Origin of the sequence: Chelatococcus sp. YT9 (assembly GCF_018398315.1) — a bacterium.
GTDB lineage: Bacteria > Pseudomonadota > Alphaproteobacteria > Rhizobiales > Beijerinckiaceae > Chelatococcus.
Genome location: NZ_JAHBRW010000001.1, coordinates 304,918 through 330,135 on the forward strand (window position 1 = coordinate 304,918; position 25,218 = coordinate 330,135).

Annotated in this window: 21 protein-coding genes; 10 read left to right on the plus strand and 11 right to left on the minus strand. The window is 62.7% G+C overall.

Annotated elements, in window-relative coordinates:
- Window positions 1-24 precede the first annotated feature (24 nt).
- Window positions 25-714, plus strand: a complete 690-nt coding sequence (locus KIO76_RS01340) for an exopolysaccharide biosynthesis protein (RefSeq protein WP_213321122.1) — start codon at window positions 25-27, stop codon at window positions 712-714.
- A gap of 147 nt (window positions 715-861) precedes the next feature.
- Here the strand turns inward: KIO76_RS01340 and KIO76_RS01345 are convergent, their stop codons facing one another.
- Both KIO76_RS01345 and KIO76_RS01350 read right to left on the minus strand, forming a co-directional pair.
- Window positions 862-1,524, minus strand: a complete 663-nt coding sequence (locus KIO76_RS01345; protein WP_213321123.1) for a TerC family protein — start codon at window positions 1,522-1,524, stop codon at window positions 862-864.
- 277 nt (window positions 1,525-1,801) lie between these two features.
- Window positions 1,802-3,097 carry an alpha/beta hydrolase gene (locus KIO76_RS01350; RefSeq protein WP_213324932.1) on the minus strand — a complete coding sequence of 432 codons (1,296 nt, stop codon included), beginning with the start codon at window positions 3,095-3,097 and terminating at the stop codon, window positions 1,802-1,804.
- A gap of 258 nt (window positions 3,098-3,355) precedes the next feature.
- Here KIO76_RS01350 and KIO76_RS01355 point away from each other — a divergent pair, with 258 nt between their 5' ends.
- Window positions 3,356-4,420 carry an alanine racemase gene (locus tag KIO76_RS01355; RefSeq protein ID WP_213321124.1) on the plus strand — a complete coding sequence of 355 codons (1,065 nt, stop codon included), beginning with the start codon at window positions 3,356-3,358 and terminating at the stop codon, window positions 4,418-4,420.
- Window positions 4,421-4,713: 293 nt separating this feature from the next.
- Here the strand turns inward: KIO76_RS01355 and KIO76_RS01360 are convergent, their stop codons facing one another.
- A complete protein-coding gene (locus KIO76_RS01360; RefSeq protein ID WP_213321125.1) occupies window positions 4,714-5,583 on the minus strand; it encodes an NAD(P)-dependent oxidoreductase in 870 nt (289 codons plus the stop codon).
- A 125-nt stretch (window positions 5,584-5,708) separates the two neighbouring features.
- Window positions 5,709-6,941: a zinc metallochaperone GTPase ZigA gene (gene zigA / locus KIO76_RS01365; protein WP_249729433.1), complete on the minus strand. Its 1,233-nt coding sequence runs from the start codon at window positions 6,939-6,941 to the stop codon at window positions 5,709-5,711.
- 334 nt (window positions 6,942-7,275) lie between these two features.
- On the opposite strand from zigA, the gene KIO76_RS01370 reads away from it, so the two are divergent.
- Window positions 7,276-8,616, plus strand: coding sequence for a hypothetical protein (locus KIO76_RS01370; protein ID WP_502761825.1), 1,341 nt, complete (start codon window positions 7,276-7,278; stop codon window positions 8,614-8,616).
- A 78-nt stretch (window positions 8,617-8,694) separates the two neighbouring features.
- Here KIO76_RS01370 and KIO76_RS01375 read toward each other — a convergent pair whose 3' ends face one another.
- The gene (locus tag KIO76_RS01375) at window positions 8,695-9,252 is read right to left on the minus strand and encodes a hypothetical protein (RefSeq protein WP_213321127.1); all 558 of its coding nucleotides are present in this window, start codon (window positions 9,250-9,252) and stop codon (window positions 8,695-8,697) included.
- Window positions 9,253-9,358: 106 nt separating this feature from the next.
- Entirely contained in the window at window positions 9,359-10,156 is a 798-nt protein-coding gene (locus tag KIO76_RS01380) for an enoyl-CoA hydratase/isomerase family protein (RefSeq protein ID WP_213321128.1), read from the minus strand.
- Window positions 10,157-10,450: 294 nt separating this feature from the next.
- On the opposite strand from KIO76_RS01380, the gene nagA reads away from it, so the two are divergent.
- The 7 genes from nagA (at window position 10,451) to KIO76_RS01415 (ending at window position 18,722) form a co-directional block, all read left to right on the plus strand.
- The gene (gene nagA / locus KIO76_RS01385) at window positions 10,451-11,653 is read left to right on the plus strand and encodes an N-acetylglucosamine-6-phosphate deacetylase (RefSeq protein ID WP_502761826.1); all 1,203 of its coding nucleotides are present in this window, start codon (window positions 10,451-10,453) and stop codon (window positions 11,651-11,653) included.
- A gap of 92 nt (window positions 11,654-11,745) precedes the next feature.
- Window positions 11,746-12,441, plus strand: a complete 696-nt coding sequence (locus KIO76_RS01390; RefSeq protein ID WP_213321129.1) for an AIM24 family protein — start codon at window positions 11,746-11,748, stop codon at window positions 12,439-12,441.
- Window positions 12,441-13,517: a hypothetical protein gene (locus KIO76_RS30835; protein ID WP_249729435.1), complete on the plus strand. Its 1,077-nt coding sequence runs from the start codon at window positions 12,441-12,443 to the stop codon at window positions 13,515-13,517. The genes KIO76_RS01390 and KIO76_RS30835 overlap by 1 nt, the downstream gene beginning before the upstream one ends.
- A 466-nt stretch (window positions 13,518-13,983) precedes the next feature.
- A complete protein-coding gene (locus KIO76_RS01400) occupies window positions 13,984-14,487 on the plus strand; it encodes a tripartite tricarboxylate transporter TctB family protein (RefSeq protein ID WP_213321130.1) in 504 nt (167 codons plus the stop codon).
- Between the two features lie 11 nt (window positions 14,488-14,498).
- Window positions 14,499-15,998, plus strand: coding sequence for a tripartite tricarboxylate transporter permease (locus tag KIO76_RS01405; RefSeq protein WP_213321131.1), 1,500 nt, complete (start codon window positions 14,499-14,501; stop codon window positions 15,996-15,998).
- A 47-nt stretch (window positions 15,999-16,045) separates the two neighbouring features.
- A complete protein-coding gene (locus KIO76_RS01410; protein ID WP_213321132.1) occupies window positions 16,046-17,044 on the plus strand; it encodes a tripartite tricarboxylate transporter substrate binding protein BugD in 999 nt (332 codons plus the stop codon).
- Between the two features lie 274 nt (window positions 17,045-17,318).
- Window positions 17,319-18,722 (plus strand): amino acid permease, encoded by a 1,404-nt coding sequence (locus tag KIO76_RS01415; RefSeq protein WP_213321133.1) that lies wholly within the window; start codon window positions 17,319-17,321, stop codon window positions 18,720-18,722.
- Between the two features lie 65 nt (window positions 18,723-18,787).
- Here the strand turns inward: KIO76_RS01415 and KIO76_RS01420 are convergent, their stop codons facing one another.
- The 5 genes from KIO76_RS01420 to KIO76_RS01440 all read right to left on the minus strand — a co-directional run bounded on the left by KIO76_RS01420 (window position 18,788) and on the right by KIO76_RS01440 (window position 25,070).
- The gene (locus tag KIO76_RS01420; protein WP_249729436.1) at window positions 18,788-19,951 is read right to left on the minus strand and encodes a saccharopine dehydrogenase family protein; all 1,164 of its coding nucleotides are present in this window, start codon (window positions 19,949-19,951) and stop codon (window positions 18,788-18,790) included.
- A gap of 387 nt (window positions 19,952-20,338) precedes the next feature.
- Entirely contained in the window at window positions 20,339-21,112 is a 774-nt protein-coding gene (locus KIO76_RS01425; RefSeq protein WP_213321134.1) for a ferredoxin--NADP reductase, read from the minus strand.
- Window positions 21,113-21,823: 711 nt separating this feature from the next.
- Window positions 21,824-22,909 carry a hypothetical protein gene (locus KIO76_RS01430; RefSeq protein WP_213321135.1) on the minus strand — a complete coding sequence of 362 codons (1,086 nt, stop codon included), beginning with the start codon at window positions 22,907-22,909 and terminating at the stop codon, window positions 21,824-21,826.
- Window positions 22,906-24,042 (minus strand): DegT/DnrJ/EryC1/StrS family aminotransferase, encoded by a 1,137-nt coding sequence (locus tag KIO76_RS01435; RefSeq protein ID WP_213321136.1) that lies wholly within the window; start codon window positions 24,040-24,042, stop codon window positions 22,906-22,908. The genes KIO76_RS01430 and KIO76_RS01435 overlap by 4 nt, the downstream gene beginning before the upstream one ends.
- Entirely contained in the window at window positions 24,039-25,070 is a 1,032-nt protein-coding gene (locus KIO76_RS01440; RefSeq protein WP_213324937.1) for an NAD-dependent epimerase/dehydratase family protein, read from the minus strand. Before KIO76_RS01440 ends, KIO76_RS01435 begins: the two co-directional genes overlap by 4 nt.
- Window positions 25,071-25,218 lie beyond the last annotated feature (148 nt).

A 25,218-nucleotide genomic window follows, 5' to 3' on the forward strand; every position in this document is an offset into this window, starting at 1 on the left:
GGCCGCGCCGGAGCACCCTTTTAGATGCATGACCTAAGTCAGGTACCTCGCGACGAGCCCCGCCATCTGGGAAGACTGATCCCCGTTCCGACCGCCGCCAACGCGACCGCAGAACACGAACCTGTCCGCCTATCGGCTATCCTCAAGGATATCGCCGAGGATGCGTCGCGTGATCGCATTTCCCTGCGCGATCTTCTGACCATCGGACGAGATCGGGCCTTTGGTGCGCTGCTCTTCATCTTCGCCGTACCCAATGTCATGCCGGCACCGCCAGGCATGTCCGCGATCCTCGGCCTCCCGCTGCTGTTCCTCGCCGCGCAGCTCATGGTCGGCTATCCCCACCCCTGGCTGCCGAAGATCATCGCGGACAGGTCCATGAGGCGACAGGATTTCGCAACCCTCATCAACAAGCTCGCGCCCTGGATCGCCCGTTCCGAGCGCTTGCTCAAGCCGCGCCTCAGCCTTCTTGCGATCACCGAACGCTTCATCGGCCTTGTCGCGCTCTGCCTTGCGATCATCCTGTTTCTGCCAATTCCGCTCGGAAACATGCTGCCCGCTCTGGCGATCTGCTTCTTTGCGCTCGGCATTCTGGAGCGTGACGGCATCGCCGTTCTGCTCGGCTATGCGACCACCATCGTGTCGGCCGTTGTGGTATCGGGGGTGCTCTATGCGCTCATCAAGAGCGCGCTCTTCATCCTGAGCAATGCGTTCTAAAGCAAATCCGATATGAGCGAACTCCGTCCAAGCTGCCTCTATCCGGCTCACCCAGGCAGGCATAAGAAAACGGCGACCCGATGTGCCGGATCGCCGTAATGTGTATCGGAGGCCGCTCTGAGAAGCCTGACGCTTCCCAGACTTCGCTCAGGTTGCCGCCCCGTTGACCAGCGGCCAGACTTCGAGGGCACCGCGATAGATCATCTCGATCGCGACATAGAGGATGACGGCAAGGCCGACATAAGCGATCCAGCGGAAACGCTGCAGCAGATTGGCGATGAAGCTCGCGGCAATGCCCATCAGGGCGATCGACAGCGCAAGGCCAAAGACCAGCACGCCCGGATGCTCGCGGGCGGCGCCCGCCACGGCCAGCACGTTGTCAAGCGACATGGAGACGTCAGCGATGACGATCTGCCAAGCGGCCTGAGCGAATGTCTTGCGCGGCGCTCCGCCGGCGATGGCGCCGTCGGCGTTGAGATCTTTGTCGGCAAGCGCCTCGGCGGCAGCTTCCTCCTCAGCATGAGGGGTGCGAAGCTCGCGCCACATCTTCCAACAGACCCAGAGCAGCAGGATGCCGCCCGCCAGGAGAAGGCCAACGATCTGCAGGAGCTGAGTTGTCAAAGCCGCGAAGATGATACGCAAGACGGTCGCGGCGGCGATTCCGATAAGGATCGCCTTGGCACGCTGATCCTTGGGAAGGCCGGCGGCAGCCAGGCCGATCACGATGGCATTGTCGCCGGCCAGCACCAGGTCGATCATGATAACCTGGAGCAGTGCGGTAAGAGCTTCGCCCGTAAAGAACTCACTCATCAATGGTTGTCCTCTTTCGCCTCGCTGGAAAGAGTAGCCAAGGATGATGACGGCATCGCCAGCCTGCGATCCTCAAAGCCGGGATGGGACAACCCAGCCCTCACTGCTTGATACGTCGCATGAGCTGATGACGAATGTCTCAGGCCACTCCGTTCCGATGTCCAGTCCGACATCACAGTCCGTTGACGAACTGCCAGAGGGGCCCGGCCTGGTCGCGAAGCTTTAGCGCACCATGTGCCGACTCTCAAGGCCCGGGGACGCTGATCCCGGAGCCGAACTACCGGTTTTGACGCAAGGCATCCGCAGGCGCTTTGGTGAGAAGATCGCCGGTCGATTTCGTGGTATCGGCGAGGTTGTCGCCGAGCGATTGCATGTGGTTGCCGTAGTTGTCGCGTGTGTTGGGGTCGAGAATGGCAACCGGGGCTGAGATCACAAGCCCCGCCGCCGTCCCGACAGTCGCCGCCGCGCCCGCCGTCATGCCGATAATGTGGTCGCCGAGCCCGGAACGGGAATCGGTGATCGTCTGACCCGACGCGAGACGCTGGCCGATAAGCTGCACAACCTCCGGGCTTTCGGCGAATTTTCCGTGATTGAGGCTATCGCCGCCTTTCAACTTCGTCAGGTCGAGCACGGTGAACTTATAGTCAGCGAATTCTTGCTTATAGGGGTCAACCTCCGGATTGACCGCGCCCAGGCGGTTGACATTGCCCCATACACGCCGGGAAACGGCAAGAGCCCTGTCGTCCTGCGAGACGAACAGGGTGAAATTGGGCCGGGGCTTGCCCATGTCCACCATCTGACTGCGGAAGACGTCGACATCGACGTCAGGCGCGGCCAGCATCACATTGCGGATCTTCGACGGGATATGCCCGTTGCGAATGGCCATCTGCCTCAGTGCTTCAAGCGTGACCCAGTTGCCCATCGAATGCGCGAGGATCGATATTTCCCCGACGGCCGGATCCCGCGCCAACCATTGCAGCAGATTTTCGAGCGCGTTACGCGAATAGTTGCTGCTCTCGCGGTCATAGCCGTAAGCGAGAATGCTGCCACGCGAAGGCCAGGTGAACAGGACCGGCGTCACGTCCATGTTGGAATCATGGATGATCTGGGCAAAGCGATACACCGCGTCTTCAAAACGGTTGTTGAAGCCGTGAATGAAGACGAGAACGCGCCGCTTGGGGGTCTTCTTCACCGCACGGCTGAACCAGGCGATGGCTTCTTTCTGCGTCAGCTGCTCAGCCTGCAGGGTCACGAAATCCGTGGCGGGATTCCCGGGCAGGCTGCGAGGCCACTGCACCTCACCCACCTTGCGGGCGTTCTCCGGCGGGATTGACACGGTGATTTCAGCGAAGGAGGCCATCGTGCCCCGTTCACCCGTGAACATGGTGCCCGGATCATTGGCGGCCTGACGAGTCGTGGCAACGATCATCGAGACTTTGGAAGCGCCCGGCACCGTTTCAGCCACAGGCGCAAGCACGCCTCTCGGGGTCCCGCAGCCAGCCAGAATGACGGCGAGGCCAGCTGCGACGCACAGGCCTCGCAACACAGTGAATGCGTCCCGCCGTAGATGCATCGGTGCAGGCTGTCCGCCAACCTTTGCGCAAAGGAAGTCAGCTCGCTTCCGGGTCGACACGATGTTGGCAAGCCACATGACGGATCGCACTCCACTCGTCGCCGAACAACTCGCAGGTTGAGCTGTCGAGATCAAGCCGCAAAGCGGTGTGGCCTGCGTATCTTCGGAGATGTAGCATACATGCTGCAGGGAGAACGCGGGCGGACGCGACATGAAGCACCAGCCCATAAAGCACAACCCCGCATTGGAGATGGCCTCATGAATTTTCAGCCTCATGCCAAAGACACGCCGATGCCGGTGGTCGATCTCGCCATCGTGGAGGCCAATCTGAAGCGCATGCAGGCCTACTGTGACAAGCATGGACTGAAGCTCAGGCCGCATATCAAGACCCACAAGATGCCAGGCCTCGCCAAATGGCAGATGGAGCTCGGCGCTGTGGGCATCACCTGCCAGAAACTCGGCGAAGCCGAAATCATGATCGATGCCGGCATCACCGAGATCCTGATTTCCTATCCGCTGATCGGCCCGGTCAAAGCCGCGCGCCTTGCAGCCTTGGCGCGGAAGGCGAAGCTCGCGGTCGTGGCGGACAATCCGCTCGCCATCGACACTGCCGCTGAGGCAGCGCGGGCCACTGGCGCGCCGATCGGTGTCCTCATCGAGTTCGAGAGCGGAGGGCAGCGCGCCGGCGTGAGCTCCCCCTCCGATGCGCTCGTTCTCGCGAAAAGGATCTCGGACGCGCCGGGCCTCACCTTCGGAGGCCTGATGACCTATCCGCTCGGCCCTGAGGCGGCCGGGTTCATCGCGAGCGCCAAATCGCTGTTTGCAGCCGAGGGCCTCGCGATCCCGGCCGTTTCAGCGGGCGGCACGCCGCGGGCCTTCCATGCCCATGAGGTGCCGGGGGTCACGGAACTCCGGGTCGGCACATACATCTACAATGATCGCAACACCATGGACCAGGGGGCGGCGACTTTGGATGACTGCGCCCTCCATATCGAGGCAACCGTGGTGAGCCGACCCACCGCCGATCGCGCCATCATTGATGCGGGCTCCAAGACCCTCTCCAGTGACCTGACGCCGGGAGGGGCGGCGCGCGGCTATGGCCTGATGCGAGACTATCCCGAGGCTGTCATCGTCAAGCTCAACGAAGAACACGGTATCGTTGATCTCTCGGCGTGCACCGGACGTCCCGAGATTGGCGAGACGGTGCGTATTATTCCAAACCACGTCTGCGTGGTGGTGAACCTGCACGACGAGATTCTCATGACGCGGCCCGGAGCACCGGACGTCCTCATGCCGGTGGACGCACGGGGTCGGTCACGCTGATCGCTTGCCATTCCCCCGCTGTGGTGTCGCAGTCATTCTGATCGACCCCGGAAGCCATGTCCCTACCGATGAACCCTCACCCTAATGGGAGAGGGAACGCTCACCATTCACTTCATGGCAAATTCACCTTTCCTCGCCGGGGTGAGGTCGGGCGCGCAGCGCCCGGGTGAGGGCGCCGGGATCACAAGCCGAAAACCACGTGCCATCCTCGGCGGCGCGCAGCCGGGAAGAGGATCCATGAACACCGACAATCTTCAATGTTCACGGCCGGTTAGCGTCTCGCTCCCCTCCCGTCATTTCGCCTTGGTCAAGCGCGTGATCAGGCTCGAGGTATCCCAGCGGCTGCCGCCGTTCTTCTGAACCTCGCCGTAGAACTGGTCGACGAGCGCGGTCACGGGCAGCGTCGCGCCGTTGCGCCGAGCCTCGGACAGGCAGATCGACAGGTCCTTGCGCATCCAGTCCACGGCGAAGCCAAAATCGAACTTCCCCTGGTTCATGGTCTTGCCGCGATTTTCCATCTGCCAGGAACCGGCAGCGCCCTTGGAGATGACATCGAGCACCGCCTCGACATCAAGGCCAGCGTTCTGGGCGAAATGAACCCCTTCGGAGAGGGCCTGCACAAGGCCGGCGATGCATATCTGGTTGACCATCTTGGTCAATTGCCCGGAGCCCACCGGCCCCATCAGCCGCGAGGCGCGCGCGAAGCTGAGGATCGCCGGTTCGGCCCGCGCATAGGTCTCGCCGTCGCCGCCGCACATGACGGTCAAAACCCCGTTCTCGGCGCCAGCCTGGCCGCCGGAAACCGGCGCGTCGATGAAGCCGACGCCCTTTTCCGCCGCCTCGGCCCCGATCTCACGGGCGACATCCGCTGATGCTGTCGTGTGATCGACGAGGATCGCGCCCTCCTGCATGGCCGAGAGGGCGCCGTCGGCCCCGAGGATTACGGCGCGCAGGTCGTTGTCATTGCCGACGCAGCTCATGACGATGTCCTGGCCGGCAGCAGCCTCCGCCGGGGTCCGGCCCAGACGTCCGCCATTGTCGGCCACCCAGGCCTCGGCCTTTGCGAGCGTGCGGTTATAGACGGTGACCTCATGGCCCTTCGCGGCCAAATGGCGCGCCATAGGCGAACCCATCACGCCGAGCCCCAAGAACGCGATCTTCATGCTGCACTCCCTCGCTATGGCGGCCGGCGGCATCGCGATGCGCGCGACCATCGTTGCCCATCACTCGACCATAGACATGCGTCAGGTCAAGCCATGGTTGCGCGGAGTGGCTCGGGCCACGGTGTTCAGGCGATGTCGGCCTGCCCCCAGAACGGGAAGGGATCGCGCAGTTGCCGATAGGCGGCGGGATCGAAGCGAATGGGATTGGCGGGCCCGACGAGGCAATCGTCCAGGGCGGCGCGAATGGCCGCTTCATCCATTCCCGTTCCGATGAAAACGAGCTCCTGCCGGCGATCGCCCCATACCGGGCTCCAGTGGCGCGCGAGCAGCTTCTGCCAGTCCGGATGGTCCGGCCAATGCCGCTTGGGAATGGCCGCCCACCAGTGGCCCATGCCGGTCACGCGGGCGATGGCTCCCGCGAGCGAGAAATCTCCGACCCATTGGGGCCGTGTGGCAAGCCAGAAATGGCCTTTGGCGCGGATCAGCCCCGGCCAGGTGCGATTGATGAAGGCGCTGAACTTCGCGGGATCGAACGGCCGGCGGGCCCGATAGGCGAAGGTCTGGATGCCGTATTCCTCCGTTTCCGGCACATGCGTCGCGAAGCCGTAGAGCTCCTTGTACCAGAGCGGATGCTGCTTCGCCTTCTCCTCATCGAACAGACCGGTATTCAGGACGGCATCGAGCGGCACCTGGCCGAAATCGGCCTCGACGATGCGCGCATCAGCGTTCAGCGCCGTCACGACCTTGCGCACCAGGGCCAGCTGGTCCCGCGAGACCTCGGACTTCTTGTTGATGACCACGACATCGGCAAATTCGATCTGCTCGACGAGAAGGTCGACGATCGTCCGGTCGTCATCCTCGCCGGCCGTCTCCCCGCGATCGCGCAGGAAGGCGTTGGAGCCGTAGTCCTTCAGGAGGTGCGCGGCGTCGACGACGGTGACCATGGTGTCGAGCCGGGCCACGTCCGAGAGGCTCTGCCCGTCTTCGTCGCGGAAGGAGAAGGTGCTGGCGACCGGGAGCGGCTCGGCGATCCCCGTGCCCTCGATGAGGAGATAATCGAAACGGCCCTCCTCGCTCAGGCGGCGCACCTCCGCGAGCAGGTCGTCGCGCAGCGTGCAGCAGATGCAGCCGTTGGTTATCTCCACCAGCTTCTCGTTGGTGCGCGAGAGGTCGGCGCCCCCGTCGCGGACGAGGTCGGCGTCGATGTTCACTTCCGACATGTCATTGACGATGACCGCGACTTTCCGCCCTTCGCGATTGTTGAGGACGTGATTGAGAAGCGTGGTCTTGCCCGCCCCGAGGAAACCGGACAGCACGGTAACGGGGAGGCGTTGGTCGTTCTGGGCAATCATTCTCATGGGTTCGATCTTGGTTTCGATCTTGGCTGGGATCTGCAGGGATCCGACAGGGATGCCAGCTAAGAAGAAATGTAACGTTATATCGTATCAATCATTAGCAAGGCGCCCCTTGAGAGGTCAACGCGGGATCCGCCGATGCATTTGGTCGCGCCCCCACGTCAACTCTGATCAACAGGCGGGGATCGAGCCGGAAATCGACGCTGGGAACGGCCATTGGCCCCCCTGGAACCACCGCGCCCAACACCGGCCCAAAATGCCCGCATTGACAATTTTGTTATGTTATAGTGTTACATTGTCGTCCATGGACAGAGGCATTCCCCTACAGGAGACAATGGTGATCCGACCTGATCTTTCCGCTCTGCTAGCGTCTACCGCCCTGGCCGCCGCCTTCGCCTGCGCAATGCTCACGGGCGCAATGGCCCACGATCATGTCGTCAACCGGGGACGACTCGTTTTTGCCGACCATGAAAAGCCGGTTGTCCGCGTGCTTGATCTGGACACGGGTGAGGTCACGCACAGCTTCGATGTGCCGAAGCCCAATCCCATCTTCGCGACGGCCGAAGACCGCCGCCACGTGGTCATCAAGACAGGCGACGATGCGGGCACCGTCCGCATTCTCGATAATGGCCTCACCTTCGAATCCCACGGCGACCACGAGGACGTGGAGAAGGGCGAGGTCAAGCTGCTCGACCTGACCTTCAAGGGGGATCGCCCCGCCCATGTGGTCTCGGAGAACGACTGGCTCGCCGTGTTCTACGACGGCTTGCGTCCGTGGGAGGCGAAGAGCAACGCCAAGGCCTATCTCGTGCCCCTGGATGAGCTTGGCAAGGCGAAGCCCGCGGTCACCGAGTGGCAGGGCCCGGCGCCCCAGCACGGCATCGCGATCCCGCTCGACGAGAAGCAATGGCTCATCTCGGTGACGAAGCCGGCCTATGCCAAGGGCGACAACCAGAAGGTGTCCTCACGCCCGGACGGCTACGAGATTCTGGATCGCACGAAGAACTGGGCGCCCATCGCCTCGTTCAACGACACGAGCGACCCGGCGAAGTCCTGCAAGGAATTCCACGGACATGCCTCGCTCGCCAATACCCACGTCTTCGGGTGCAACCAGACGATCGCCGGGGATGAGCGCGGCGACGGCGGCGTTCTGGTCATCGGCCAGGCCGCGGACGGCACATGGGGCTCGCGCAAGATCGCCTATCCCGACGAGCGGCGCTCCAGCACCATCAAGGCGCGCGCGGGCGGGCAATACATGGTCGCCAACTACGGCCTGAAGTCCCCCTACGACGCGTTCCTGCGCATCGACCCCAAGGCCGCCTCGCTCTCCAAGGCCGACGTCTTCGCCGTCCCCGACGGCCAGCCGACCTGCCAGTATGAAATCAGCCCGGACGGGCGCCGGGTGGTCAACCTGACCCAGGATGGCAAACTCAGGATCTATGCCATCGCGCCGGAGTGGAAGGAGGTCGCCACCTTCGAGGCCGTCGGCAATTTCGACTGCGCCTATGGCGCGAAAACGCCCGTGCCGAGCCTCGCCATCGTCGGCGACAGCGCCTTCGTCAGCGATCCCGAGAACGGCCGTATCCGCGAGTACCTCCTGAACACGCTGAAACAGGGCCTCGACATTCCCGTCAATGGCAAGCCCGCCAATCTCGCGGGCGGTGGCGACGCCGGCTAAGGCACATCACCCCGCAGGGACGGCAAATGGACGAACCGGCGTTCTCCGGTTCGTCTGTCGCCCGTAGCATACCTCGGTTCAGTTGATCGTTGGGTATGGAATGAAGGTGGTCTGACCCGCCTCATTATCGTAGGCCGCGCCATAGAGCCGGCCTCCGATAAGCCGCAGCGCGAGCTTGCCCGGGGTAGCTTTCGCCGTGCTGAACAACGCGTCGAGAGAAGGCCCGATCTCGCGCGGCGCAAGCGTCGGCTCCAGCGTCGCGACAACCGCACGCAGATAAGGCGCGACCTTCGCGCTGTCATCGGAACAGGAGTCCGGCACTGTCAGCGAGAAGGTCAGCAACACGCCGCGGCGGGTCGTATGCCCCTGCCCCTTCACGCAGTTCCCGCCCGTGAAGAAAACGAGCGAGGAGCCATCGGGGGCTGCCATGGTCTTGTCTACCGTGAAGGCGAGCTTCGCCTCGGTCATCGCCGGCTGGGAGTTCAGCGCCTTGAGGAACGCTTCCGCCTTCAGGTTGAAGCCATCGTCCGCCTGCGCAACAGACGCCAGCAGGGTGGCCAGCGCGAGCCCCGCTGCGAAGGTCGCTGCGCGGCAGAAACCGGTCCACTGACCAAGCACACGATAAGACGACGCCATTACGCAACCTCTTGGGAAAATCGCGGGAAAATCTCGCACAAACCTTGGCCCGGACTGGGGAAAGTCGTGCCGGTCAAGTGGTATCCGGCACGAGCACAATACAGATCTAGCGATCCTTGAAAACAGCCGCCCGCTTCTCCACGAAGGCGGCGCAGCCTTCCGCCGCGTCCTGGGTCGAAGAGACGAGGCCAAAGAGCTCGGCTTCGATGCGCAACCCCTCGTCAAGCGCGACGGAGGCTCCCCGTTCCACGGCCGCCCGTGCCAAGCTCTGGGAGGACAGGCTGAACCCTGTGAATTCGCTGGCGAAGGCAAGCGCGGCGGCGACGACATCGTCGCTGGCGACACGGTTGACGAGGCCGAACTTCTCGGCTTCCGCGGCATCGATGAACCGGCCGCTCATGATCAGCTCGAGGGCGCGGGCTTCCCCGATCAGACGCGGCAGGCGCTGCGTGCCGCCGAAGCCGGGCAGGAGCCCGAGCTTGACTTCCGGCAGACCCATCTTGGCCGACGCCAACGCCACGCGGAATGTACAGGCCAAAGCCAGCTCGAACCCGCCGCCGAATGCGAAGCCATTGATTGCCGCGATGGAGGGGACGCGCAGGCGGCCGAGCCTGGCGAAGGTCGACTGGCCCAGTTCGGCCCGCTCCTTCATCGCAATGGGCGACTGGGCAATGAATTCCTTGATATCGGCACCCGCGCAGAAGGCCTTGGGGCCTGCGCCCGTGACGATGAGCGCACGCACCGCCTCATCCTTTGCCACCGCGTCGATCGCTTCGCCGAGGGCATGGAGGACTTCGGCATTCAATGCGTTGAGAGCTTCAGGCCTGTTCAGCCGCAGGATAGCGCAGGATCCCTGATTGTCGCGTTCAACTACTGCCACACCGGCCTCCGTATTGTCTTGCATCTGGTGCCCACGTCCTATCACGGTCGGCATGTAACGTCTCGATCTGACGTATCGACAATCCCGACGCGGAAGCCCGTGAGGCGTGCTCTGCCGAAGCATAGGCATCGGCCGTGAAAAAATCATCACGTCGGGCAACAATCCCACAGCACGGCTGATCAATCGCAAAGCAATGGAACAGACATGAGCCACGCATCATTGCTGTTCGTTATGAACGAGCGCCACCACACGGAGATGTTGACGCATTGACAGGGATCGCGCATCCACAGGTTGTTAACGATCGCGGAGCCATGACCCATGATGGACGTCCCAACGCGTTTTGCACTCTCGGGCGCTGACGTTTTCGACGGCCGAACCCGCCACCGCAAACACGCGGTGATCATCGATGAAGGCCGCATCCGGGCGATCGTGCCGTCACGGGAACTGCCGGCGAATATCGAGGTCGTCAATGCCGACGGTGGCCTCATTACCGCCGGCTTCATCGATCTGCAGGTCAATGGCGGCGGCGGCGTGCTGTTCAACAGCCAGCCGACCGTCGACGGAATTCGAGACATCGTGGCCGCCCATGCCCGCATGGGCACGACCGCTCTGCTGCCGACCGTCATCACTGATCATCCCGAAGTGACGTACGGCGCCATAACCGCCGTGCGTCAGGCGATTGCGCAGGGAATCGAAGGATGCCTCGGCATCCATATCGAGGGCCCCTTCATCTCGCCCGCGAAGAAAGGTGCCCATGACCCTGAGCTGATCCGTGATCTGAGTGATGGGGAATTGCTCCGCCTCACCCACACCGGCCTGCGCCATATCATGATCACCGTCGCACCCGAGGCCGTGAACAGCCAACAAATTGCCGCGCTTATCAAAGCCGGCGTAACGGTCTCGATCGGCCATAGCGACGCTACCTATGATCAGGCTATGGCCCTGTTTCAGGCGGGCGCGCGCTGCGTCACCCATCTGTTCAACGCTATGAGCCAATTCGGCAGCCGCGATCCCGGCATCGTCGGCGCTGCGCTCGCGAGCGAGCAGGTGTGGTGCGGGCTCATTGCCGACGGACATCACGTCCATCCCGCGACCTTGAACACAGCGATGCAGGCCAAGCGCGGCCTACCCTTCTTCCTCGTCAGCGACGCCATGCCGACTGCCGGCTGGTCCGAAGACAGCTTTCTCCTGAACGACCGGGAGGTCAAGCGCGTGGGCAACCGCCTGACGCTGGAGGACGGCACGCTCGCCGGCTCCGATCTCGTCCTTGTGGACGCTGTGCGCTTCATGGCGGACACCGTCGGCGTCGCGCTGGAGGAAGCATTGCGAATGGCTTCGCTCTATCCGGCAATGGCGCTCGGTGTAACGGCGGATTACGGGCGTCTCGTGCCGGGCCGACGCGCTGATATCGTCCATCTGACGGAAGATCTGAGCGTCGAGGGCGTCTGGGTCGGTGGCAAGCCCGTGGACACGGAGGAGCACGAGCCTTCGCCTAACGCTGACGTCAGCTCGGCCGCGTAAAATCCCGGCAATTAATGATACAGGCGTAATTCTGTTTATCGCGGCGACGGTTTGTATAACGTGCCATCACCTTCTCATGATGGGCCCCCGCGATGCAGACAACGATTACCGGCACGACGCTCCCCGTTCTGCAAATCAATCTCGAGGCTGGCGAGAAAATCATCGCCGGGCCTGACCAGCTCTCGTGGCTCGCTGGCCCGGTCAAGCTCACGACCACTACGGCAACGGCCGGCTCAAGTGGTTTCTGGGGCACCATGGGGCGCGCCTTGACGGGTGGCGGCCTTTTCATGACCGAATTCGAGGCGGAGGGAGGCTCGGGCCTGGTCGCCTTCACAGCCCAGATCCCCGGCAGCCTCCACGAGGTACAGGTGGGCGGCGGCCGTTCCTATTTCATCCACCATCACGGCTTCCTCTGCGCCACGGCCGGCGTCGAGCTCGGCATCGGTTTCCAGCAATCGCTGGGCGCCGGCATCTTCGGGGGAGACGGCTTCACACTGCAGAAGCTCTCCGGCACCTGCACAGCCTGGGTCGAGCTAGGTGGCGAGACCGTGATCTACGACTTGAAGGAAGGCGAGGGCCTGCAGGTCCACCCCGGTCATGTCGGAATGTTCGAGGATACGGTCAGTTTCCAGCTGACGACCATTCGAGGCGTCAAGAACGTTCTGTTCGGTGGTGACGGGCTGTTTCTGGCGCAACTCACCGGGCCGGGCAAGGTCTGGCTGCAAACGCTGACAGCACCGAAACTGGCGCACGCGCTGGCCCGCTACTTGCCGAAGACGGAACGCTGATGCGCCTGCCACAACTGGGCTTCGCCGCCCTGATGGCGGCCGTTTCGTTGCCGGCGACGGGTATGGCCGAGCCGCGCTATGCTGACGAAGGCCGGGGGACATTCCTGCGGTTTCTGGATGCGCCGGCTCCGGATGAGCCCATGCGCCGTTCGCCGACGCTGCATCTTTCCTTCGGCGGGCCCAACTATCGTGCCGTCATGGATACCGGCTCGACCGGCGTCGTGGTCTCGGCGAGCCTCATTCCCGATGTAGACACCCTGCCAGTGGTCGCGCCGGGGGAGCTAACCTACACGAGTTCCGGCCGTATCATGCGCGGCGACTGGGTCATGACACCCGTGACGGTCAGCGGCGTTGATGGGGATGCCATCACCACCCGCCCCCTGCCTGTTCTCGCCGTGCGCCAGATCGACTGTTTTGAGAATGCGCGTGATTGCCAGCCAACGGATGATCCCCGCCACGTGGTGATGCTTGGCGTGGGTTTTTCGCGCGAAGGCGATCGGCAGAGCCAAAGCACGCCAGACAAGAATCCCTTCCTCAACCTGCCTGAAATGGGCGACGCCAATAAACCAGGCCGCCTTCGGCGCGGCTATGTGGTGACGCGAGCCGGCGTCCACGTGGGCCTCACCCGGGCCAACACGGACGGTGAATTCCGCTTTGTGAAGCTCGCCAGGAAAGATGACGGCAGTGACTGGGCGCCCATTCCCGGGTGCATCAGCATGGGTGGAGGCGGAGCTTCTTGCGGCACCGCCCTCATCGACACCGGCGTTTCAGAGATGTATCTGACCGTGCCTCAGGATCAGGAGGCTGGCTTTGTCGCCCAAGGCGACCACGGCCGAACGATCGTGCCAGGCACTCAGGTCACCATTACCTTCGCCGGGCGCCCGTCCAACGAGGCACCCGGCTACGTCTTCACAGCAGGGATGGGCAGCGATCCGCTCGCGCCATCGCGAATCGTCCTGGTCGGCGGCAGGGATCGCCCCACTTTCGTGAACACGAGCGTCCACGCCCTCAATGGCTTCGATTATCTCTATGATGCCGATGAAGGCTATGTCGGTTTCCGCAGGCTGGGACGCTAGGGCAAGTTCCGCCTATGCGGACTTGCTTCACCTAGTGGCGGACCTGCACCTTCATCGTCTTGCACCGCCTCATCCTTCCCTGCAAGTCCGACCTGCGACTGGGCAGGTGGAAGTCAACGGTCGCATGATCAGCGCAGGAGCGCTTTCAGCAAGAAAAAACGAAGTGATAGCAGGGCCATCCGCACGTGTGCCGCTCTACCCGCGGCTAATTCAATGATGACCCTCCGATCCGGATTTCCAACGTCCAGGTTCCGAAGGCCAATGTGATCGCTCGCGTGCGCGGTAAGCCACCACGTGGGATAAGCCAAAGGTCGAAGTGCATAATCCGTCAATCTGTATAGATAGATTGAGAGGGAGTTATAAAATCGATCATTATGGTTGAACCTAGCTGTCGTAGCACGGATAGTGTGGACATCAGTTCGCTCGATAGAAGCACGACTGGGAAGCGATCCAACCCGGGGGGAAAATGGCTCAGCACGAGGAACGCCCAGCAGCAGGAGCCGCGCGCCACCTCATTCGTGGCCCTCAGAATTTCGCAGCTGGCCTGAGCCTCATAGGCATCGCAATCCTCGCATTCTGGGCCTCGAGTGACCTTACGCAGGGATCGTTGAGGGCCATGGGGCCCGGCATGCTGCCGCGCACCATCGCGACCCTTCTGGCACTTTGCGGCTTCATCCTCATCGCAATCTCCTTCCTCAAGGACGGGGAAACGCTGGAGCGCTGGCATCTTCGCGGCCCGCTCTTCGTCTGTCTCGGGTTGCTGGCCTTCGCAGCGACCGTAAGAACCGTCGGCCTCGCGGTCGCCGGGCCGTTGCTAGCGATTATTTCCGGCTTCGCCTCACCGGAGACGCGAATCAAAGAACTGATCATCTTTGGGATCGCGATGACCGCCTTTTCGATCGGCTTGTTCAAATACGGGCTCAACCTGCCGATCCCCGTCTTCATCATTCCCGGCGTCATATATTACTGAGGGCGCCGTTCATGGACATCATCGCTCATCTCGCGCTCGGATTCTCAACTGCGCTGACCTTCCAGAACATAGGGCTGTGCCTGCTTGGCTGCCTCATCGGCACGCTGGTCGGCGTGCTGCCCGGCGTCGGGCCGATCGCAACCATCACGATGCTGCTGCCGATCACCTTCGGCATTGATCCCGTCGGCGCGCTCATCATGCTCGCCGGCATCTACTACGGCGCGCAATACGGCGGGTCGACGACCGCCATTCTCGTCAACATCCCGGGCGAGGCGACCGCCGTCGTCACCACGCTCGACGGCCATGAAATGGCCAAGCAGGGCCGTGCCGGCACGGCGCTCGGCATCGCCGCCATCGGCTCCTTCTTCGCGGGCACGGTCGCGACGCTGGTAATCGCGGCCGTCGCCTTGCCGCTGACCAAGCTCGCGCTCCTGTTCGGCCCGGCTGAATATTTTTCGCTCATGGTCATGGGCCTCGTCTTCGCGGTGGTGCTGGCACGCGGCTCGGTGCTCAAAGCCATCGCGATGATTCTTGCGGGGCTGCTGCTCGCCACCGTTGGCACGGACCTCGAGACCGGCGAGGAGCGGATGACCTTCGGCTATAGCCCGCTTGCAGACGGCATCGACTTCGCCATCCTCGCCATGGGTATCTTCGGTTTCGCCGAGGTGCTGCGCAATCTGGAAGTGACGGAGCACCGCGATGTCGTCCGCAAGGCGATCGGCCGCCTGCTGCCGTCGCTGGCGGAACTCAGGCAATCTGCCCCCGCCATCCTGCGGGGCACCGTGATCGGCGGCACCTTGGGAATATTGCCCGGCAATGGCGCCGTGCTCGGCCCCTTTGCCTCCTATTCGCTGGAAAAGAAGATCGCCAAGGAGCCGCGCCGCTTCGGCCATGGCGCCATCGAGGGCGTGGCCGGCCCCGAATCCGCGAACAACGCAGGCGCGCAGACATCCTTCATTCCGCTACTGACCCTTGGCATTCCGCCAAATGCCGTGATGGCACTGATGGTCGGCGCCATGACCATACATGGTATCGTGCCCGGCCCTCAGGTGATGACCCGCAACCCCAATATGTTCTGGGGCATGATCGCATCCATGTGGATGGGCAACCTCATGCTGCTCATCATCAACCTGCCCCTGATTGGCCTGTGGGTAAAGCTCCTCAAGGTGCCATACCGGCTGATGTTTCCGGCGATCCTGATCTTCTCGAGCATAGGCGTCTATTCCATCAACAACTCGCCGGCTGACGTGGTCTTCACGGCTGTCTTCGCCATCATCGGCTACGGAATTCTCAAGCTGGGCTTCGAACCCGCTCCCCTGCTGCTCGGTTATGTCCTTGGCAAGCTCATGGAGGAGAACCTGCGGCGAGCGCTGATCATTTCGCGGGGCGACTTGATGATCTTCGTGGAACGCCCGGTGAGTGCGGCTCTTCTTCTGGTCGCCGTGGCCTTGCTCGTCATCGCCGTACTGCCCTCGATCCGCAAGAGTCGCGACGAGGTCTTCACGGAGTAACGCGTCCGCCATCTATTTGAATGCATTGCACTTGGGAGGATCATTCAATGAACAACACCATTTCGAGGCGCCTTGTGACGGGCCTCGCGGCCGCAGCGACCGTCGCCGCAGGCCTCGGTCTTTCGCTGGGAAGCGCCGCCGCGGCTTATCCGGAGCGGCCCATCACCATGATCGTCCCGTTCGCGGCGGGTGGGCCGACGGATGTCATCGCGCGGATTGTTGCCGAGAACATGTCGAAGACGCTCGGCCAGCAGATCATCGTGGAGAACGTGGCGGGGGCCGGTGGCACAACGGGCAGCACCCGCGCCGCTCAGGCGGCACCTGACGGCTACACCCTGGTGATGGGCCATATGGGCACGCATGGGGCGGCACCCGCACTCTATCCCAACCTGAAGTATGATCCGGCCAAGGATTTTGCGCCCGTCGGCCTGGCGGCCGGAACGCCGATCCTGATCGTCGCGAAGAAGGATTTCCCGGCGAAGGATCTCAAGGAATTCGTGGCCTATGTGAAAGCCAACGCCGATAAGGTGAACCAGGCCCATGCCGGTGTCGGCTCGGTGTCTCACAGCACTTGCACGCTGCTCGACGCTCAGCTCGGCATCAAGCCGACGCTGGTGCCTTATGGCGGCACCGGACCCGCCCTGAACGACCTCGTCTCTGGTCAGGTCGATTTCATGTGCGACCAGATCGTGAACCTGGTTCCGCAGATTCAGGCCGGCACGATCAAGGCCTTTGCCGTAGCCACTCCCGAGCGCTCCCCTTCGCTGCCCGACGTTCCCACAACCAAGGAAGCCGGTCTGCCCGACTATCAGGTGAGCGCCTGGAACGCGATTTTCGCGCCGAAGGGAACGCCCGAAGACGTCATCGCGAAGCTGAACAACGCGCTTGTCGTGGCGCTCGATGATGAGAACACCCGCAAGCGTCTGCTCGAGCTCGGCGGCGTCATCGCCGATAAGCCTGGCCGGTCGCCGCAGGCCCTCCAGGACCTCGTCGTCAGCGAAGTGGCACGGTGGACGCCTGTGCTGAAGGGCGCTAACGCCAAGTAATGTGCTCTCTGTACCTCTTTAATTTCCGGGCAACAGAAGCTTAGCCCTGTTGCCCGGAGAATATGCCCAAATTTAAACAAAACTCTCTATTCGCAGCATCATCTATTAAGCCCGCTACATCCAATCTCCTCGTGAACTCACAGACAAATCCTGCTTTGGCGCACGCGTTGTTCGCCACACGATCTACATAATAGACACGACCGTTTATCTATCGACGACCGGTAGCTTCACCTATCGAGAGGCTCGCACCCTGTTCAAGAGTGGGAGACGACGGATGAGTGGAGCCCGGAATGGCGAGCAGGCCTATGCGCGAGGTCTCAAGCCGCGCCATATCAAGCTGATCTCCCTAGGAGGCGTGATCGGCGTCGGCCTCTTCCTCGGCTCTGGCCGTGCTATCGCAAAGAACGGCCCCGGCCTCCTTGCCGCCTATGCTGTCGCCGGTTGTGCCATCTATTTCATCATGCGCGCACTTGGCGAGCTCATCATGCATCGGCCGGTCTCCGGTGCATTCGCAAGTCACGCCAACGAATTTGTCGGCCGATGGGCCGGCTTCGTCACGGGCTGGTCCTATTGGTTCGTCTGGGTAACGATGGGGATGGCGGAGATCACCGCCATCGCCTTGTTCGTGCGCTATTGGTATCCAGACCTGCCGCAATGGCTACCCGCGCTCATCACGCTCGGCGTGTTATACGCTGCCAACCGCCTCACAGTCCGGACGTTCGGCGAATTCGAATTTTGGTTCGCGATCATCAAGATCGTCACCATCCTCGCGTTGATCGCCATTGGTATCGCAGCGCTTTTCTTCGGTGTCGGGCCCCTGGCGCATCAAGCCCGGCTGGCTAATCTGTGGGCGGACGGAGGTTTCTTTCCCCAGGGCCTGCTGGGCTTTGCGGTCACGCTGCAGCTCGTCGTCTTCGCGTTTCAGGGCATCGAAATCATCGGCGTGACCTCAGGTGAGGCGGCCGAGCCTCAACGCACGTTGCCCCGTGCGGTGAACAGCGTCATCTGGCGGATCCTGTTCTTTTATATCGGATCGCTCGCGATCATCATGATCCTCATCCCCTGGACGGAATTCGCTCCGGACCAAAGCCCCTTCGTCGAAGTCTTCGCCCGGAGCGGCATCCCGTCGGCCACGACGATCGTCTACCTCGTGGTCATCAGCTCGGCGGCCTCGTCCTGCAACAGCGGCTTGTTTTCCTCGGGCCGCATGCTGCACGCGCTCGCCCAGAGCGGTCAGGCGCCGGCAGCATTCGGACGGTTGAGCACCAAGCATGTTCCTGCCGCTGCCATCACGTTCTCCGCGTCGATCATGTTGATCGGCGTCTTGCTCAATTACCTCGTGCCGGGCCGCGTGTTCGTGTGGATCACCAGCATCAGCACCATTGGCGGCATCTGGACGTGGGGGATGATCATGTGGACGCATCTGCGCTGGCGCCAGGCGGTCGCGGATGGCCGTGTACGCGGAGTTGCTTTTCGCATGCCCGGCGCGCCCTATGCGAACTGGGCCGTGCTCGCCTTTCTGGGGCTCGTGACGATGTTCCTCGCCCTCGACGAGGATACGCGGGTGGCGCTGTACGTCCTGCCGTTCTGGGCTTTAGCCTTGTGGCTGGGCCACAACGCCACAAGTGCCGTGCGGCCGATCGCGGAGCCTGACGCCCCGGCGCGGGGAACCACTTAGGACGCGCCACAAAATACCGTTCGACCGCTTGCGTCACGCACGGTCGAGCCAACGCCGCGATAAACTCAATCCGTCTCCGATCCGCGGGCCTGGCGGACCAGCAATTGTCCGGCCGAAGTGCCGAGGAAATCCTCCAGGCGCGCATCTTCCTGTTTCAGGAACCCGCGCGGCGGCAGCCGGCCGGTCAGGAACAGCTCGATCATTGCGACACAGCCGGCGGCGGTGGTGAGCTGGATCGCTCCAAGCTCAGCCGTGCTCTCATAGCGGAGGATTATGCTGTCTTCCTCGATTCGGCCTCGGCGCTCGCCTATCCCCGTCACGAAGATGATCACCACGTCATTGGGCGTGAACGGAGCGGCACGTTCGAGGATACGGCGCAGCGTCGGCCTGTCCTCCGCGAGCGCCAGCCCCTGCAGCAAAAGCCGCATGATCTCGGCATGACCGGGGTAGCGCAGCGTTTTATAGGACATATCCCCGACCTGTCCGGCCAGGGTCTCGGTGAGGGTGCCGAGCCCGCCGGATGTATTGAACGCTTCGTAGGCCACGCCATCGATCAATACGTTTTCAAGTCCATCGAGCGCGGGGACGCGCGTGACCTGCCCCCCGTGAATGATCTCGCATGGATTGCAGTATTCGTTGATGAGGCCATCGATCGACCAGGTCACGTTATAGCGAAGGGCGTTGGTAGGATAGCGCGGCAGCGCGCCTACACGCATGCGCAGGCTGTGCGGACGCTCGAAACGCCGGGCCATCTCCGCGCCGAGTACACAGATGAACCCGGGTGCAAGACCGCATTGAGGCATCATCGCGACAGGCGCCCCGGCCGCAAGCGTGCGGATGAAGGCGGTGGTCGCCACGTCCTCGGTGAGGTCGAAGTAATGTGTGCCGGTCTCCACAGCGGCCTGGGCAATGCCTCGATTGAGAGTGTAGGGCAATGCGCTGACCACGATGTCCCGGTCCTTCAGATGGCGCAGCAGCACGCTTCTGTCGGCCGCGTCGATGCATGTGCGCTTGATGCTCCTGCCCTGCACCAGAGCAAGCTGCGCCTCGCTGGCATCGGCGAGCGTCACAGTATGGCCGGCCCCGGCAAGCATCGTCGCGATCGTCGTGCCGATGTGGCCCGCGCCCAGCACCGTGATTCGCCGCGACGGGGACACCGTGAGCTGCGCCGGCATCGAACGCACAAGCGATCGGACAGGCTGGGATCGGACAGGCTGTTGGATAGTCATGGGCGCCCTCTCCACATCGGAGGGAACTGCCCAGAGCCCTTAGCGCGAGCGCCAGGTAACCCATTCTTCGCGATCATTCGCCCGTGCACTGTACGCATCCTCCTTACACGCAGGGTGAAAGAAGTTGCCTTGTGACCGGGCTGCGGAATGGAACGTGCCAAACAGCCGACAACCGGCCCAAAGCATAACCGCGACCATGCTCACTTAAGTCCTGCGTGCAGAACCGCTGAAAGCATGCGCTACAGGCATAAGGAATAAGCGGAGACCGTAAAGGAACCCTGTTGGCTCTCCAACGCAATTCGGCTTATGGGCGACAACCGGCCGTCATCGCCTGCGCCCGTTCTTTTATCCAGCGCCGCGCGCGTCGGCGAGGCGGACGCGGTTGGCCTACTTCTGGGCGAAGGCCTTTTCAATCACATACTGCCCGGGCTCGCCGTGATTGCCTTCGATGAAGCCCCGCCCGTCGAGGAATCTCTTGAGATCCGACAGCATCTCAGGGCTGCCGCAGATCATGACGCGGTCATGCTCCGGGTCGAGCGGCGCCAAGCCGAGATCGGCCTCAAGCTTACCGGCTTCGAGCAGCGCCGTGATACGCCCCTGATTGCGGAAAGGCTCGCGTGTCACAGTCGGGTAATAGAGCAGTTTCGCCGTCACGTCCTCGCCGAGGAATTCGTCACCCGGCAGCTCATTCAAAATGCGATCTTGAAATGCGAGCTCCGCCACATAGCGGCAACCATGCACGAGCACCACGCGCTCGAAACGCTGGTAGCTTTCCGGATCCTTGATAACGCTGAGGAACGGCGCGAGTCCCGTGCCCGTGGCCAGAAGATAGAGGTTGCGGCCAGGCAGCAGATTGTCCTGAACCAGCGTGCCCGTCGGCTTGCGGCCGACGATGATGCGATCACCCGGCTTCAGATGCTGGAGCCGCGAGGTGAGCGGGCCGTCCGGCACCTTGATCGAGTAGAACTCGAGGCTTTCCTCGTAATTGGCGCTGGCGATGGAATAGGCGCGCAGCAGCGGCTTGCCGTTGACCGGCAGACCGATCATCACGAATTGGCCGTTGAGGAAACGGAAACCGGAGTCCCGCGTCGTCGTGAAGCTGAACAGCGTCGGTGTCCAATGCTGAACCGAAAGAACCTCTTCCTCAAAGAAATTGCTCATCGTCTCCGTCGCATCCCGTCATGCCACACTGCGTGAGATAGGCATCCCATTGCCCGTTCTCAATCATCCTTCGACCCGATCCCGTGGTGCGACAACAGATCGCCACTGGACCGCACACCGCTACCTGACCGCGCCACCTTCTCTCCGGCGGCGCGCCTCTCCATAAACCGAGCAACCGAGGGAACGAGTAAGGCAAAATCTGCCAGACCCTTTGCCGTTCGCTGGTCGCCGGTCGCCGCCAGCTCGCCCGAGGTGGCGAGAAAGCGGTCCTAATTCACATAAACCAGAACATAAAAATAAAAAATCACATAATAAATTCGTATTTCGAGCTTTTTTTCCCATGGTGGCGGGCTACCGTCGCCAACCTAGGTTGATCACGAAAGACGAAAAAGCGTCCTGCGGGATGTGCGCGTTTCCGCAGAGCGACGTCAATAATCCAGATAGACGCGGGGGGAAAGTGGAAATGCTCCGATCGCATCGCGCGACGGTGCTATTGTATTCGCGCGGCCGATCGGGCAAGGCGAATAGACAGATAAAATGCAATTTTGTGGATGATGACAGAGTACCCGGATGCTCAAGATCGAATTGTTACAATAAAAGACTTGTCCGGGAAAGCGCCGCCTTGCTTAGCCGCCGCGAGCAGAGGTATCAATTTTCTCGGAATTTGACGCCCTTGTGATAATCGCGCCCGCTAGCGGGCACGCAGCCTCATCACACCATTTGGGCGAAACCACCCGGTAGCGCGTTGCCGCCGCGCCGGATCCACTCGGCAGCGCGTAGCCCACCTGTCTGCAACCGCACGATGGGTTCCGGCCCGAGCGCGCTGAGAAGGATGCCCATATGCCCGGGCCGAGGCGCCTGGCGCGGCCACACCGTCAGCCCGGCATCGGCAAAGGCGGCCCGGTCGATATCACCCCAGAACTGTGCGATGCACGCTTCCGGTGCGAGTTCCGCCAGGTGGCGCGCATCATGCTCATCAAGCCGCATTGAAGCAGATGGCCGCAGTGCAACGACGACGGCATCCCAGTCGGCTGCGAACATATCTCGCACGTCCGGAAACAGCCACGCGAAACTATCGACGTCCGCCAGCCCTTGCAGAAGGTAGAGTCCGAACGGATTATCGCAGATGACGGCGATCCGGCTGCCCGCCAGTGTCACGCCTGCGTCGCGCAGCAAGGCTGCCGCGAGCGGCCCCAGAAAGGCGAAGACATCGACAGCCGGGTGCCGCTCGTTGACACCGACAATCGGGATGCCGCGGGATCGACAGGCCTCGCGCGCGATGTCGTCCGGCCGAAACTCCCAGGCCTCGAACATCAGGGCGATCACCGCCGTCGGCGGCAGCCGTTCAATGAGGCTTGCGCCCAAGGGACGGAGATGGCCGCTGTTGGTCACGATATCGACCGAGCCAAGACGATCCTCGGGCACATGATCGAGCAGTGAAATCCTTGCGGAAACGCCAGCGGCCTGGGCAAGCGCTTCGACGGCCGCGTGGGCAACGCCGACAGACCCATGGCGGCTGGAGCGCGCCACAGCATTGACCTCACGCGCTCCAGCCATGGCCGCGATAACCGGTGTTACCGCATAGGCCCCCGTTGCGGCCTCTGTGAGGACCGAGAGGCCTGTCAGGTCGAGGCCAGTCGTCGTGATAGCTTGCCGCATCAGCGTCACTAGACGCGACGGGAGAAACTCGGCCGCAGTCTTGGCCGAGGATGGTATAGCAGGCTGCGGAGGCGTCGTGTCCACCAGCAGCGCGGCGTCGGTCGCACAGGCAGATCTCTGCGAGTGAATGCCGTTCATGACAACACCTCCCTGAGTGAGGCGGTAACTTCCTCCTGCATCTCTGCCGTCATCTGCGGAAACAGGGGCAGCAGCACGCATTGATCGCGGGCCTGTTCCGACACAGGCAGCGGCACGCGTCGCGGCAGGTCGGCGTAGGCCGGCTCCATGTGGATGCACATGATCCCACGACGCGTGGCGATCTGGCGATCAAGCATCGCCTGCATGACGTCGCGCTGCCTGACACGGGCCGGCAGCCGGACGCAGTAGCTTTGCCAATTCGAGCGTGCCCAGTGCGGCTCGGCTGGCGGGCGCAGTCCGGCAATATCCTGGAGAAGCTGACGATAGTTGTCCGCGAGTTCCCGACGCCGTTGGATGATCCAGGGCAGGCGCTTCAATTGCTGGCGGCCGATCGCGGCCTGCACGTCGGTCAGGCGATAGTTGAAGCCGATCGTCGGATAGTCCTCGACGACCACCCGCGCGCTCTGGTGGCGCGCGGCGTCCGGGATGCTCATGCCATGTTGGCGCCAAAGCCTGAACAGCCGGTCCCATTCCGGGTTACGCGTCGTGATGACACCTCCGTCGCCCACGGTCAGGACCTTGCGCGGGTGAAGCGAGAAGCAGGCAATATCCCCGTGGGGCGCGCCGATCGGGTGCCAACGATCGCCGGACCGGATCTCTGAGCCGATAGCGCAGGCCGCGTCCTCAATCAGTGGCAATCCATAGGCCCGGGCGATCGGGAGAAGCTCCGCGAGATCGCACGGCATGCCCATCTGGTGCACGCAGAGAATGGCGCGCGTGCGCGAGGTGATGGCCGCGGCCACGGCGCTCGGGTCCATCGTGAAGGTCTCGGGGAGAATATCCACGAAAACGGGCGTCGCGCCGCATTGCCTGATCGCGTTGGCTGAGGCGATGAAGGTGTGACTGACGGTGACGACCTCATCCCCCTCCCCCACGCCGAGCGCCATGAGCGCAAGATGCAGCGCAACCGTGCAGTTGGAGACTGCACAGGCGTGCGGGGCATCGACAAGCGCTGCGAATTCCGCCTCAAAGGCCGCGACTTCGGGTCCCTGCGTGAGCCACCCAGACAGCACGACCTCGGCCGCGGCTTCCGCTTCCGCGGGGCCCACCATAGGGATGACGAGTGGGATCATGATAAGGTCTCCGCCCTCCACGCCGGCATAGCGGACATGGCGATATTGGCCCGGGCGGCAGCAAGCGACACGCACTCCGGCTGCTCTTGCCACCAGTTCACCAGTTCGCGCATGCCCTGCGCCAGCGGCACATGGGCGGAGAAGCCAATCGCCTCGCGTGCTGCGGTGGTGTCGGCCAGTCGGCGCGGCACGGGGTTGACGGAGCGCTCTGCCTCATGGACAGCCGAGAGGTCGGATTGCCGCATCACCGCTGCCAGAACCGCGGCGAGTTCAAGCAGGGATGTCTCCCGGCCGGTTCCGACATTCAAGGCGATGTCCGTCGCATCCGAGGCAGCCGCCAGGAGATTGGCGCGGGCGACATCGCGGACATGGACCATGTCCATCGTCTGCAGGCCTGAGCCGAAGATGACGGGCGGCTCGCCCGCCGCCAACCGCTCCATCCAGCGGATCAGCACCTCCGTGTAACGCCCGTGGATATCCATGCGGGGCCCATAGACATTGAAATAGCGCAGGGCGACATAATCGAGGCCATACATGTCGTGGTAGGAACGAAGCATTCCTTCGCCAAAGGCCTTGGCGGCGCCATAAAGCGTGCGATTGCCATAGGGGTGCTGCCGCTCGGTCGTGGGGAAACTCTCTGCCAAGCCATAAACCGAGGCGGAGGATGCCATGACGATCTTGCGCGTGCCCATCTGCCGGCATCGGTCGAGAAGGTCGAAGGTCGCGTCGACCATCACTTCCATCGCAAGCCGCGGTTCGGCAGCGCAGTGGGTTATGCGTAGGGCAGCCTGGTGAAAGACGGTGTCCACACCGGACAGGAGGCTCGCCATCAGGGCGCGATCGCGAATGTCTCCCTCGACCAGCCGCACGCGGCCTGACGCGAGCGCCGGCGCGAGGTTCTCGGGACGCCCCCGGATCATGTTGTCGATGACGACGACTTCACCGCAACCGACCTTTAGAAGGCCATCGACGATGTGAGAGCCGACGAAACCGGCGCCCCCGGTGACGAGCATGCGACGACCGGCCAAGGCCTTGCAGGCTTCGGAGAGGCAATGGGTCGTGCCGTTTGGCGTGTCATGCAGAACGTCGTGCATCGCGAACCTCATCGATTGCCGGAACGCAATCCGGAAAGCCGGTTGGGATAAAAGCGGCGGTTGCATCAGAGCGGGCATCTTC